The organism is Schlesneria sp., assembly GCF_036405755.1.
Taxonomy (GTDB): Bacteria; Planctomycetota; Planctomycetia; order Planctomycetales; family Planctomycetaceae; genus Schlesneria; species Schlesneria sphaerica.
Window position 1 is genome coordinate 1 of sequence record NZ_DASWWZ010000363.1, and the last position, 12,532, is coordinate 12,532.

General features: G+C 55.3%; 11 protein-coding genes and 1 pseudogene. 3 read left to right on the forward strand and 9 right to left on the reverse strand.

Annotated elements, in window-relative coordinates:
• Both VGE80_RS12455 and VGE80_RS12460 read left to right on the forward strand, forming a co-directional pair.
• The coding region (locus VGE80_RS12455; RefSeq protein WP_440592896.1) for a hypothetical protein at positions 1-801 on the forward strand (801 nt) is incomplete at its 5' end.
• The gene (locus VGE80_RS12460; RefSeq protein WP_440592897.1) at positions 773-2,029 is read left to right on the forward strand and encodes a hypothetical protein; all 1,257 of its coding nucleotides are present in this window, start codon (positions 773-775) and stop codon (positions 2,027-2,029) included. The genes VGE80_RS12455 and VGE80_RS12460, both read left to right, overlap by 29 nt.
• A gap of 74 nt (positions 2,030-2,103) precedes the next feature.
• On the opposite strand, the gene VGE80_RS12465 is transcribed toward VGE80_RS12460, so the two are convergent.
• The 5 genes from VGE80_RS12465 to VGE80_RS12485 form a co-directional block, all read right to left on the reverse strand.
• Positions 2,104-3,411 (reverse strand): GIY-YIG nuclease family protein, encoded by a 1,308-nt coding sequence (locus VGE80_RS12465; RefSeq protein ID WP_440592898.1) that lies wholly within the window; start codon positions 3,409-3,411, stop codon positions 2,104-2,106.
• Between the two features lie 110 nt (positions 3,412-3,521).
• The gene (locus tag VGE80_RS12470; protein WP_440592899.1) at positions 3,522-4,766 is read right to left on the reverse strand and encodes a DUF5131 family protein; all 1,245 of its coding nucleotides are present in this window, start codon (positions 4,764-4,766) and stop codon (positions 3,522-3,524) included.
• Between the two features lie 505 nt (positions 4,767-5,271).
• Positions 5,272-5,748 (reverse strand): TspO/MBR family protein, encoded by a 477-nt coding sequence (locus VGE80_RS12475; RefSeq protein WP_440592900.1) that lies wholly within the window; start codon positions 5,746-5,748, stop codon positions 5,272-5,274.
• 613 nt (positions 5,749-6,361) lie between these two features.
• Positions 6,362-6,844: a flavodoxin family protein gene (locus VGE80_RS12480; RefSeq protein WP_440592901.1), complete on the reverse strand. Its 483-nt coding sequence runs from the start codon at positions 6,842-6,844 to the stop codon at positions 6,362-6,364.
• A gap of 104 nt (positions 6,845-6,948) precedes the next feature.
• Entirely contained in the window at positions 6,949-7,122 is a 174-nt protein-coding gene (locus VGE80_RS12485) for a hypothetical protein (RefSeq protein ID WP_440592902.1), read from the reverse strand.
• Positions 7,123-7,323: 201 nt separating this feature from the next.
• Between VGE80_RS12485 and VGE80_RS12490 the strand changes: the two genes are divergently transcribed.
• On the forward strand, positions 7,324-7,848 hold the full coding sequence (locus VGE80_RS12490) for a hypothetical protein (RefSeq protein WP_440592903.1): 525 nt from the start codon (positions 7,324-7,326) through the stop codon (positions 7,846-7,848).
• 70 nt (positions 7,849-7,918) lie between these two features.
• On the opposite strand, the gene VGE80_RS12495 is transcribed toward VGE80_RS12490, so the two are convergent.
• The 4 genes and pseudogenes from VGE80_RS12495 to VGE80_RS12510 all read right to left on the reverse strand — a co-directional run bounded on the left by VGE80_RS12495 (position 7,919) and on the right by VGE80_RS12510 (position 12,299).
• Positions 7,919-9,793 carry a hypothetical protein gene (locus tag VGE80_RS12495; RefSeq protein WP_440592904.1) on the reverse strand — a complete coding sequence of 625 codons (1,875 nt, stop codon included), beginning with the start codon at positions 9,791-9,793 and terminating at the stop codon, positions 7,919-7,921.
• 149 nt (positions 9,794-9,942) lie between these two features.
• Positions 9,943-10,605: a hypothetical protein gene (locus VGE80_RS12500; protein ID WP_440592905.1), complete on the reverse strand. Its 663-nt coding sequence runs from the start codon at positions 10,603-10,605 to the stop codon at positions 9,943-9,945.
• A 332-nt stretch (positions 10,606-10,937) separates the two neighbouring features.
• Complete coding sequence (locus tag VGE80_RS12505; RefSeq protein WP_440592906.1) at positions 10,938-11,537, reverse strand: hypothetical protein; 600 nt, start codon at positions 11,535-11,537, stop codon at positions 10,938-10,940.
• Between the two features lie 66 nt (positions 11,538-11,603).
• Positions 11,604-12,299 (reverse strand): annotated as a pseudogene (locus VGE80_RS12510) (TY-Chap2 family putative peptide chaperone).
• Positions 12,300-12,532: the final 233 nt, after the last annotated feature.

The following is a 12,532-nucleotide window of genomic DNA, read 5'->3' on the forward strand; positions in this document are numbered from 1 at the left end:
CCGGAAGGACTGGTTGTTCTGCCTGAGGACTTCCCGGTTGACGTCCACGTCTCAAAGGGCCAGCTTCGGCGCGCTTTGCTCATCATGGATGCGTTACTTCGAGCGTTTGAAACTCGCGGAGAACTTGTCAGTGCAGGTCCCTGTGTTGTCTTGTTAGACGTTCCGGTCCGATTCTCCATAGCCGAGGCTCTCGTAACGCACAGAGAGGAGGCTGGTCCAACTGACTTCAGCGGGCGTTACGAATTCAGCTTCAGCAGATACCGAAAGGCGCTCGTTCCCTCTGGGAAACTGACGTTTCAAATCCGGGATCACGAGGAGTATCGGTATGTCGACTGCCGCAAGTCCTGGCGCGATACGCCAAAGCAACCACTCGAGAAACGCCTGGATGTGATCGTAGCAGGGTTGCTGGAATTTGCAGCCGCAGTAAAGCAAGCAGAAAGAGTTCGACGTCAGGCAGAGGAAGTACGACAGCAAGCCGAATTACGACGACAGGAAGAGGCTCAGATTCGTGCCGCGAAACGAGCTGCCATACTGGCGGAGAAAAAGCGGTTTGAACAGTTGGTGGAAGACTCCGTTCGTTGGCGAAAGAGCCAAACGCTGCGCCAGTATATTCAGGCTGCCCAACAAGCTCACTTGGAACGACATGGAGAGATTCTGCCAGAAAGCGAAATGGCCAAATGGCTCGAATGGGCCTGCCGACAAGCGGATTGGCTCGATCCATTGACCGAAAGTCCTGCGTCGCTCTTGGACGAGAAGGTGGAAGAAGAAAATCATGACTCAGGATTCCGCAACCGTTGGTAAGGTCGAAAAGAAGAAAGCCAAGTCGCGACAGCTCACCCCAGCTGAGGAGGAAATCCAGCATCTCGTCAGCCTCTGTCGAGCAGGTAAACTGTTCGCCATACAGGACTGGATCGCTGCTGGAAAACCAGTGAATCCGCCGCCAACTGAACGTAAGGGAGTCCTGCGGCAAACGCCATTGGAAGTCGCGATTGATCACGGATTCCACAGCCTGGTCGAAGTCCTGCTGAAGGCAGGGGCTGACATTGAAGCCCCAAAGTGGAATGGTCCAATGGACCGGGCGTTGGAATTACGCCGAATGGATATCATCCACTTGCTGGTTGAGCACGGCTTCGATCCCGCTCAAATCCGCATGGACAGCGTCTTTTCGACCTGGGATTCGGAGATCATGGAATTCTTCATTCAGCGAGGAGCCGATCTCACAACGGGCGATCCCTTGGCTGTAGCTCTCGTGAATCGAACCCGCACAGCGCTCAGTGCACTCAAGCGAGATGGCGGAAATCGTCTCGAACTTCTGAAACAGGCCAACATCGCACTACGCTATCATGCTCAAAAAGGCGACGTAAAGTGGGTGTCGTTGATGCTCTGGGCGGGAGCCGACCCCTATGCGCGGGGCTCCGAACTGCCGAATGGCAAACACGACGATGAGGAGAGTGGATTGTCGGCGCTGGAATTGGCCGCAATTTACAAGCATTACGATGTGCTCAAAGTGCGAGGCATTGCATGGAACGTCGGTCATCCAGTGACGCGCGAGGTCCTCTTCTCGGCCGTTGGCCATGAGGAAGGGCTGTGGTTAGCAGAGAAACTTCTAAAACTGGGTGTTAGCCCAAACGACTCAGAAACAGGTGCGTGCTCGGGAATATCATCCGATCTAAACTCAATGTCATGGTCTTTTTCTTCAGACCGGTATGAGTTGCTCAATCGGTCAGACGGCAAAATCGATTCGACCTGGGCGCGCGGCAAGATGAAGTCGATTCATCTTCTGGCGAGAGCAGGTGGCCGCTGGTGCCCTCAAGATTCTCGCCAAGTATCAGATGCTCGTCGGTCATTGGTGAAGCTGACTCCAGAATACACTTTGGAGTTCCTCTGGATCATGTCTCAGTACAAGTCCTGCACGAAAGAAGTGGTTCTGGATCTCGTCAGGACACCAACCATGAAGCATCATCTCGCAAAGCATGCGGAGCGACTTCAAGAGCTATTGTCGAAATGGGAAACACCGAACTCCGGCTGACAAACACGGAGGTGAGTCAACCAAAAGGAGAGCAGAATCATTAACGCAGAGGTCAGGAGCAAAGTACCTGGCGATCAATCAATCTCCACGGTCTCCTGAATTTGCTTGATATCGCGAAGTGTGTCATAGAGTTGTTGTTCGGTCGGTACCAGGCCGCGACGCATCATTTCCCCGAAATCCCAGACGTTCTTGACGATGAGCCTGAGTGCTGCCCGAGCCAGTCCGATCACCTTTCCTTTGACTGTTTTTGTTTTCACGATGCGCATAATAGTTTCCTTTCCAAGATAACACGGAACGGCCGACGCCGGGGCAATGCGATTTCTCAAGCACATGTCGAGTCGCTGAGCGGACAGGCGACAAAGGCGGGACAGCTTTTGTGCTTCCTGAAGTAGCCCACCCTGGCGGGTCTTCTTCAACTTCTTCCGAAGTTCCTCAAGGCTTCCCCTCGCCCTTGCAAGTCGGCTGGTCACCTCCCCGTATTTCACCGTGTCAAACACGGTGTCGTCCGAGTGCGGGGCAATTGATCGAAACAGTCCTTCGATCACTCCCTTGACCCGATGACATTGACGCACATCCGAAGTTCGGCTCAGTCTCATGATCGCTTTTCGAGCTTGAGGTCGATTGTGATCAAAGATGACGGACCAAGCCGATTCACCGCAATTCTCGATGAGCGTCTCAACCGCCGTGGCGAACTTGATGGCTTCTTTGAGCTTCGGGAACGAAACCTTCATCTCCTTGGCAACGCTCTCGGCGAGCAGTCTCGCTCGTCGATGTTCTGCCAGGCTGGTCCACTCGTCTGGTTCCAAGTTGCCGTCTCGAATGGCGAGGTTTCGATGTTCGAGGAACCGCCTTCCAAGCAGGTACTGACATTGAAGTCCAGGCGCGGAACGCTTCCCTCGTGGCTCTGCGATGAACTCGACAGAGACTGCTGTCGAATGCCCCCGTGAACTCAGTTGCGAGCGAAACACGGCTGTCGATGGGCATCCGGGCAAATGGAAAAAGTGAGACGGACAATCAGCTTTACAGTCGCTGGCTCCGAACTTCGGGGCCGGGACGGTCGCCCCCTTCAGATCAGCCACAGTCTGTGCCCAGTAATGCTCGAATCGAGAATCATCCGTCTCGCTGTACCAGATTTCGCAGAGCAGCGCGTGCTCGCGAAAGTAATCGACATTCCAGTGCATGTTCTTGCCGTCAGCGATGCGACTCCGATGCCGCTCCAAGCGGCGACTGAGTCCACCCACGCCACACGCACTTCCCACATACAGATACCAACCTGGAGGGAATGTGTGCCGTGTTCCCTTTCGATCGAATGAGATGCTGGTCGCCTTCGCAAGGTGGAAAACGAGGATGTAAACGCCGGACGTTTGGGGAATTGAAAACATGAAAAGCCCTTCAATGACCGGCGAACTCCTCGTGAGTCCGCCGGTTGGAAATGATGAGCACGCCCTCATGGTGAGCCGCTAAACGGGGTTAGGGTGGAGCGGGAGCGGCTCTACGCCTGCACGATCTGCTGTGCGTAGTTGTAGAAGTAATTTGGCATCTCTCGGACTCGCAGACCGCGTGTCCACTCGGACCGGTCACCGCCGTGCTGATGCCGCAGCTTGAATTCCTGTCCCAGACGATTCGGTCGGCGGCCCAGTTGCTTCAGGAAGAAGGCGACGCCTTCCTCACGGCAGCGGTCCCGCAGTTCGATGGCCCACTCCACAGGGAACAGCTCCACGTTGGCCCTCGCACCGCTCTCGCCACCGACGATGACCCAGTCGATTCCGGTGAGGTCGATCTTGTCCGCGAGAGGTTCCCAGAGCGGTTCCAGTGACAGGCCACGTACCGCCGCGTTCACTTCACGCAAAGCATCCACTCGGGACAGCGTCTTAGGGGAAGTGACCGTCGTCATTGCGCAGACGTTGACCGGGAAGCCTCCAATGCTGTCGACAAACTGCCGCATCACATCGGGGCGCTTAGTCAGCCACAGCCAAAGATGCCGCTGTCCTTCCGGAGTCTGAAAGGCTGCCATCTCGCTCCGCAGAAATGCGAAGTCCTGCTTGCGCGAGAAGGCGTCGCCCATGTCCGACACGAAGATCAGACGCGGCAATCCATTCAGCCACGGCTTTTCGTCCCGCTCGGCCCCGGTCAAATCGGAGAAACGTGCCGCTGCTTCTGTGCGACCGGGAAAGAGGGTGATCGTCTCGAAAGTCGGAGCGTATCCCACGTTGACCTTACGCTGGGGATTTAGCAGGTCGAAGCCCCGATTTGCGTGGAGTTGGGCAGCGTAGCACTTTAGGCTCTTCTCGATCGTGGCCTGGATGAGACGGCCTGCCTTCGTGGAGAACAGCTCAGCAGCGCGGCGTTTCATTCGCTGCCGCAAGTGCCGAAGGTTTGTGGTGGTCAGGACGTTCTGGTGTCCCTGGCCCGGTCCGGTCTCCGATTCTTCGAGCGTGCCCCAGACCTGTGCCAGCACTTCGCCAAAAAGGGACTTCGCGGTTTCCTTTGTCCAGCCTGAAATTCCCGCCAGGAGGCAGGCGCGATCAATCGCTGCCAGGATCTTCTGCGGGGTTGGGTACAGCTCGCAGCCGAGACAGCCCATGATGAAATTGAGTGTGCTATCGCACCATTGAATGTTCGTGTTTTGCGACATACTGATGTCCCCAAAGAAAACGTGAAGGCTTACATCGACCGATGTGTGTCCCTGCACACCGATCTGCTCCAGCCGTTCTGGCTGAAACACGAAGTAGCCCACCGCACATCATTGGCGGGGGATGGAGCGACTTGCCGCAACTTCCAGGTACCGGAGACGAATCCGTCGAAGGGTGGTCAATCCGCGCAGTAGCGGATCTGGAAGCAGAATTCAGGCAATGTCACCGCTTGTATGTCGCTCCGTTGGAGCAACGATTCGATCCGGCCAGCCCTTCCATTGCTGCGAGCCGAGTAGGGCTTCCGCATCATTTCGAGGAAAACGAGGCTTGGTCAGGACCGCTTGCTTGGTATTCGGGAGGTAACCAACTGGTAGAGTTGGCAGTCCTCCCGAAGTTGCGACTCGTGGTCGCCTGCCCTAGGCAGCATGGAATTCGACGCCTAGAATTGCCACCAAACATCAATCGAAGCAAGATTGATGGCGACGGTTCGGCACCGAATTCCCGAAAATCTCAACGCCCCAGCCAGCTGCAAGATTTGGGCGCGTCCCCACCCAGAGAGATTTCCTGGGAGAACAAGATCGACTGAATAGAGAGGGTAGGTAGCTTTGATCAGTTCAATCGCCAGATCCCAAAGTTGAGCACCGAGGCGAAGCTCACCCAGGCCAGGTACGGAACGAGCAGCCAACCGGCGAGCTTGGAACGCTGGAAAAACGCTCGCATCGTCACTGCGATCGCCAACCACAGGATCACGATCTCAGCAAAGGCCCAACTGGGCTGGTGCAGGCCGAAGAAGATCCACGACCAAGCCACGTTCAGGACGAGTTGCGCGGCAAACAACAAGAGCGGCACCTTTGCAGACATGAACCCTGCCGGTCTCCAGACCAGCCAGGCAGCGACTGCCATCATTACAAAGAGCGTGGTCCACACAGGGCCGAATACGTAATTGGGAGGATTCCAGGTGGGCTTGGCGACGGTCTTGTACCAGCCGTCGATCTCAGGCGTCGTCGCGACGGCTCCGAGACCACCAGCGCCGATGCAGAGGCCAAGGAAGACGGCGAGCCCGATCCAGCGAATTCGTTCTGTCACGCCCTGTCTCCGTTCGCGTACAAGCACCGTGCCGCCAAGCTGGTGACACACGCCGAGGCATTCTTTTGATTGGTCCTGCCCGACGTTTCATCCCAATGACGGTCACTCTGACAATGGCGGGCGATAAAAGCCAACAGCTCATGCCGGTTAGACGATTGTTGCCTTATTCCGACATGACAAAAAGAAAGGCCGCCGTTAGGCGACCTTCCATTCGGCCTCGTGAGCGTGCGGATCGTGATTCCCCATTAACAGGATTTGAGGTGAAGACCTTCGAGGCAAAGCTCGGGCGAACCTTCAAACCGTATCTGCGAAATCCGCCCCCGGTCACGGGGCCGCCTTACGCACTCTGGATTTCATCATAGCCACCTCCTAGCGAGAGGAGCCAACCAAGAGCCCGAAGGCGAGTCTCGGTCACCCATTCCTGAGTGGTTTCCGTTGCTCGCTCCATCTGTTACTACGCTGAAAGGCCTGAAAATGTGGGACAGAATCGCCTGTTCTGGATCGTTGCAGGAGTCTTGCGTCGTTGATGTCGGCTCTGCGATTGCGTGGGGAACACTGCGTAGCAACCTGTCGAAGTGGGGCGATGAACTCAACCGGCAGCGTGTTCCATCGTTCAACAGGGATGCGATCGCAGCAACATGTCTCGCGCGAAACTGGCTGCATGCTCCAGATCGCGGTCATTGGGGTGATGGCGATTGATCCCACCCATCAGCCAGAGCGGTCCGACAGTGTCAAAACCACGGCAGTGAAACTCCGCGATGACGTCCCAGCCTTTCCTTTGCAACCAGGATTTGAGTGGCGAGTGCCATATTCGCCAGAAGAGGGGTAACCCGGACGTTGAGAACAGGAAGGCTCGCCGACCTTGGGAAGGGACGATGGGCATCTCGCACACCCAGTGTCGTAAGGCTGAATGGAACCGTCCGAAATAGATGCCCGAGCCCAACCCAATCAAGTCATACTCGTCCAGACCCGCGTAGGGAACGTCTTCTGGGGCGCAAATCTCCGCGTGCAGAACGTCGGCGATGGCCTGGGCCACTTTCGCCGTGTTTTGGTGATGAACCGACTTGCAAATGATGAGAGTTCTCTCAATTCCCATGACTCCTGCGGTTCTCTCTTGATCTTGCCGTCACACTCGGCTGTGTAGACCCACCTTGGAGAAGATAGCTTTGTCAGTGATGAAATTCAGCCTTTTGGTCATATTCAACGCGCAGCTTTGCGGCGGTGGATTGTATCGTCGGGGGCGAGAGCTGGGTCAAGCCGTTTTTTGACGTCTTCAAACGCGGTGGCTTTCTCGCTCACAAACAAGTCGGTCTTGCCAACATCCAGGCACTCGGCACTGGTGTTGGCAATTGTCGGTTTTCGGTGGTCCGTCAAGCACCTCCGCAAACGCTCATCCAGGCTGATGATGACCGAAGAAGATTATTCCGGGGTGTTTGGGTAGATTTTGGTGGCGAGGTTTACGAAGCGTGTTTCGCGCGAATAGGTCTGAGATCGAGAAGGTGCTGAATTGGGCTTTGGGCGACGCGAATAGCCTATCGAGTCAGCTACAAAAAGTGCAGGAAGCGGGAAGATCCGATGACAACTGAAATCAATTGGACTGAATTCTACGATCCGTCCATCACGCGATGCGCAATGAATGAGCCGCGCATCATCGGCAATCTTAAAGTCGCGACGAATGCAAATGTTCTGATTGTTCATCCGACCGATGAGCCGGAGGCCAAGTTTGAAGGCAGATTTCCAGATTTCGAGAGTTTCTTGCAGCCGATGACGCGGATCACAGAATGGGACGACTGGCCAAGTGAGACTCTACTGGCGTGTTCGGAATGCGACAGCATCGGCCTTTCTGAATGCGATGAATGCGAGGGCGAGGGCTGCCCGGCATGCGACGATTGTGGCGAGTCCATCTGCGGTACATGCACGACAACGACGGTCGAATTCGGTCCAGTGAGCATTACCAAGTTGTATGCCAGAAACATTTCCAAATTGCCTCGCCCCGTCAAATGGGGCGTCCGCGCCGACGCCACGAAGGATGCTCCCGTGTTTTTCACCTTTGGCAGCGATGGCCGAGGTGCTGTGATGGGGTGTGAGCCTCATGCTTAACCTGGGCTGAACGATACACGCTTCGGCCCTATTGGAATCGGGACAAGGATTCTCGGGATTGGTCGAACACTTATCGAAGGACCTCAGCAAGCATTCCAGAGTGCGATAGAATCGGTCGGACGAAGCCCTCGTCATCCTGAATCAGTCGACTGGGATCGTAGATCAGGAACAGTACTCGCTTCCCATTGTCTCCGTATTTTGTGATGTCGGTGGCGATTTCATCACTGATCCTGCCGGGTGAGGCGGACTTGGCCCTCGCATATTTGATCTCGATCCACAGGTTGATCTCTTCCTTTGACCAATCTGGTTTGGTGCCGATCAAGCCCCATCTCGCGTACGGGAATTCGCGTTCCAGTCGTTGTCCCGCTGCCTTTAACAGGCCATCGCACAGGGATTGCAAATCGGTTTCCGTACTCGGGGGCTTACCGTGGCAGGCCGCTGGCAAGCCATCTCGCAGGCACTTCACGATTGCACCTGCCAGTCGCTGCGAGCCGTCAACTTGATGCTGGTTCCCTGCCACAAGGCGGATCATGCAACTCGGCGCGAGGTCTCCAGCGATGAATCGATTGGAATTCTTTGCGATTTGCGCCGCGAGAACGTCACTTGCGATTTGTCCATGCCGATTGAGTAAGCCACACAATCGCTCAGCTGACTGGCGATTGTTGCCCAAAAAGTGATTTGCTTCGAGAATCTCATCAGAATAACTTCGAGAGATCCCGTCGGGGCCTAACTCACTGAGGTTTTTTGCGAGCCTGATGTAATCAAGGGCGATATTCTGGTCGTAGCCTTCTTTCCTAGGGCCTGTAAACACCTCCACCTCATAATCGTGAGCCTGATCATATTCCTCAGCCTTTGCTGCAACTACTGCTATCCGACGATCAATGCACTGACTACAAGTGCCACAGTGCCACGACGAATTCGTCGTGAAGCGACTGTGAGCGCAGGATCGGCTAAGGGAAATCAGGTGTGGGTCTGGCGATTCGGCAACCTTTTCTACGATGTCCTTCTTTGTGTTCCAAAAGAAAGGATTGTCAACAACGATTTCAGTTTCAAGGACCCGCCTCAGAAACGACTGGTAATCATGGAGCGTCCGAGGATGCGTCGTGCGGGATGCCCGCGCGCCCAATACCTCGTCTGCAACCGGAAGATTGATGCTGACGACGCCGTTTTCAAAGAACCGAATGCCGCCCGCTTCAGTCGACTTGGCCACCGCAGCCGCCAGGCACGCAAACAGAAACGACCGGGTGCGCTGAGTCGGTTCTCGACTCTGCAACTCCTTCGTCAAGTTTAAGGCCCCCGGTACATGCAACATTCGAGAACTGGGATAAGCCGCCCGGAGCCGCGCGAGCAAGTCTCGTTGGCGCTTGTGAATTGTTGGGGTTGAACGATGCGACACCAGGACGACGTTCTTGCCCGTCGCGGCAGTTTCAACAGCGCCTGCCAAGGAATCAAGACCACCAGAAAACAGCAGGACACGTTCCGGATGATGGAACGGCCAGTCAGGGTTATCGTCGTATTGGAAAACCTGCTGACGATCCTTTGAGGGTTTCCCAACAAAGTCGAAGTGAAACCGGTCATTGGACAATCTGCCAAGCAACTGCATCAGTTCTTTAGAGACACTTTGATCTCGCCAAAAGGCCAGGTCCTTCACAGGGACAACGAAATGGAAGTCGCGGCTCCACGTCCGTTTTCCATCTGTGTCGACACCAGCATGCCCTCTCTCGGTATTGCAGTCCGCAGCATAGACGTAAGCAGCGATGTCGAGGAGATCGACGATCCGATCGCCAATTTGTTCACCGAAGGACTTGCACAAATCCTCGACCACGAAATGCACGTTTGCATCAGCCCCGAAGGTCCGAAGCTCCTTCACGGTGCGTCCGCTACGTCGTTCGTCTGATTCTTTTAGGGAAGCGCCACCGCAGATGAACAGGCGAGGTTGACTCATTTGTCACCTCCCTGCTGGGCCAGCTCCCGCTGCAATTTCTCGATCGCAAACGCTACCGCCCGCGAGGTGTTTTGTGGATCGATGCCTTCACGCCATTCGGTTTTCGAGTACCAGTCCCCACAAAACTCCTGGACGATTTTTGCGCTCTGTTAACAATGACGCTCAAGCGCAGACTCGAACTCGCGAAGCCCATCAACACCGTTGAGGCGGCCCTCGCGAACAGCGTTGGGGGTCTCCTTGCTGATGTAGAAGTTCAAGTATTGTTTGAGAATTCCACCAAAGAACGTCCGCCCCAGTTCCGCAAATCCCTTCTTAGTGGACAACGTCCGAACGGCATCACGAAGTTCTTCGGGACCTGTGCCGAACAAAGATGTGGCATGCGGCCCGGCCAGCGAGTTCACGGCATCGACGGCCGATTTGCGGGCCATCTCCGCAATGTCGGAATACGCATTTCTCTCGTCCAAGCGATCTTGAATGGCGGATTGCATTTCCGAGGCGAACTCGAACATTCCGGCGTCATCACTCAGAGTGATGCCCAGTTTCGCGAATTCCCCACGCCAGTTCGCTTCGTCGCGAGCCGCCAAAACCAACTGGGTCAAGAGGTAGAAGGTGTCACAAAGACCGGCGTCGTTGCGAGCCTGGTTCAAGCCAGTTTCGGCCGCTGCGAGGGTGGCAGCAGCGATGTTTTCGACATCCCCAAGAATGGAACCACCCGCCGCGCCTCCGGTTCCGCCTATCCCACCGGTGATCATGGCGACAACCTGAGCAAATGGTTTGCTCTTCGGGATTGTCCCGAGTCGCTGGTGCCCCATAGTGCCTGTTCCCTCCCAACATAGAATCGCTGTCGATGCGACAGCTCAATGTCGCGGAAATAGACCCCTCCAAAATTTGCGGGCCGTCGACCCTCTCCGTCGGCTCAGCTATCGTAAACGAGCTGTGGGGCCTTCTAATACTGTTTGTGAAACGAGGTGACAAGTGCAGTCACTTTGTTGCAGCTACTGAGTCCCCGCTACGGCACTCACTGAACCCGTCAGATGGAATCAACGCGGTGCGCCACAACAAGTGACGCTCAAGATGAGTTGCGCAGAACACTACCAAGCGCAGTGATGGAGACTTTCTCGTGAGAGGCTGCACCGAAGGTCATTCAAATTACCTCGCAGCGAACCATGACACGCACCATGTTCGTCGCCGGGTCGACATCCCAGTATTTCTCTTTTTTTAGAACAATCTTGCCGTCGTTTATCGTAAACCCGAAAACGTCTGACTCAATCTCGTGAAGCGCTAGCAGGCATTGCTCGGCACGAGCTTCGAGCTTTACAGGATCGAGTTCGATGTCTTCGTCCAAGTGATGATAGACGTTGCGGTCTTCTTTGCCTTTCCTTGGGCCGCGAATCCGGCCGAATGCTGCGAAGGTTGCAGGGGTGATCACGGGATTGGCACGGTCGCGTTGCAAGGTGTTGACCACGGTCGCGTATTCGTTCGGATCGGGAACAGTTAGATGTGGGTTCTTTGACAGCAGAAAGCGAGCAACAGCTTCAGCCACTGCCTGAACCAAACTGATGCAGCCGTAAAAATGACCGGCGATGAACATCCGTCGGCATTCGAGGATCGGAGTTGCGAAATGGTGCAATGGGCCGATTGAGCCAATTGGCACCCGAATCATGCGATCCAATCGAGCGGGAAGATTGCGCTCAAAGTCTTCCCGCATCTGCTTTTCAGTGTAGTCTCGCTCGTCGGCGTTCAAATTCATACTCCTTTAGCTTCTCCAGACACAGAGCAACAACCCTGCGTTCGTGCACCGGGAAGTGAGTCAAGGCAGCAGTTCCAATGCGGATTCGATAATCACTGGCCATACTCGCTTGTGCCTGCTGTAACTGGCGACGAGATCATGAGCTTCGCCGTTCATTTTGTGGAGCCGGCCGTCCGTATCGAGACAGATCACGGGATCGTCGTTCTTGAGCATGAATCAGTAGCAATACGCGGACGCCACGCCCCCGTTCGCCAGCCGTTTTGGCAAATCGTGGGTAATCAGTCCAGGGAAACAATTGAACCATTCTTCGCGCTTTCCACCGCCAAATCCTGAAGTGTCGCAGAACCCGTTTCGACACTGCCATTGTTCTAATCGTCCGATCGCGTGCGTGAGAAACTCGGAGATAAAGCGAAATGTAATTGTCGTTGTCGTGGATTTTGGCAATTGTTCTGGGGTCGTCAAACCGATTGCTGCCCCAATCTCGTCGAGAAATCCACACGAGTCAGCGAGCATTCGATCCGGCCAGGCCGCCCAAGACTGGGGACTTCGGCCGCAATGCACATGGACGCTGCCGCCACCACGATTGATGTCAAGAACTGAATGCAGGTCGTCGGAGAACTCGACGAGGCTGAGGCAATCGTACTGTCCGTCACCGGGATGTGTTTCGATAAGGGCGTACCGATCAGGGAAGCGTCGCCAGAGTTCGGTGATCAGCCGCCATGAAAGGGATTCTTCGAGTTGTCTTGCTGGTTTCATTATTACCCCGACGCAACCCCGTTGTTTCCGCACGCCACATTTCGAGTCGGCGAGCGTTAAGCCTTCCGATCGCTGCCTAGCTAGGTGGATCGGGCAGCTATTTACTGACGGTCAGTCATGATGGATCGCCTCCAATGAAATTCGTGGGTGCCGGATTACAAGTAAAGCGCAATGGTTCGCTGACTCAAACAACTCTCCCTACAAATGCACCATTTACCTTTGCGACGGCGTCC

Coding starts and splice junctions, on each gene's coding strand:
- VGE80_RS12460 (WP_440592897.1), top strand. CDS start 773: ATGACTCAGGATTCCGCAACCGTTGGTAAGGTCGAAAAGAAGAAAGCC.
- VGE80_RS12465 (WP_440592898.1), bottom strand. CDS start 3,411: ATGTTTTCAATTCCCCAAACGTCCGGCGTTTACATCCTCGTTTTCCAC.
- VGE80_RS12480 (WP_440592901.1), bottom strand. CDS start 6,844: ATGGGAATTGAGAGAACTCTCATCATTTGCAAGTCGGTTCATCACCAA.
- VGE80_RS12490 (WP_440592903.1), top strand. CDS start 7,324: ATGACAACTGAAATCAATTGGACTGAATTCTACGATCCGTCCATCACG.
- VGE80_RS12495 (WP_440592904.1), bottom strand. CDS start 9,793: ATGAGTCAACCTCGCCTGTTCATCTGCGGTGGCGCTTCCCTAAAAGAA.
- VGE80_RS12500 (WP_440592905.1), bottom strand. CDS start 10,605: ATGGGGCACCAGCGACTCGGGACAATCCCGAAGAGCAAACCATTTGCT.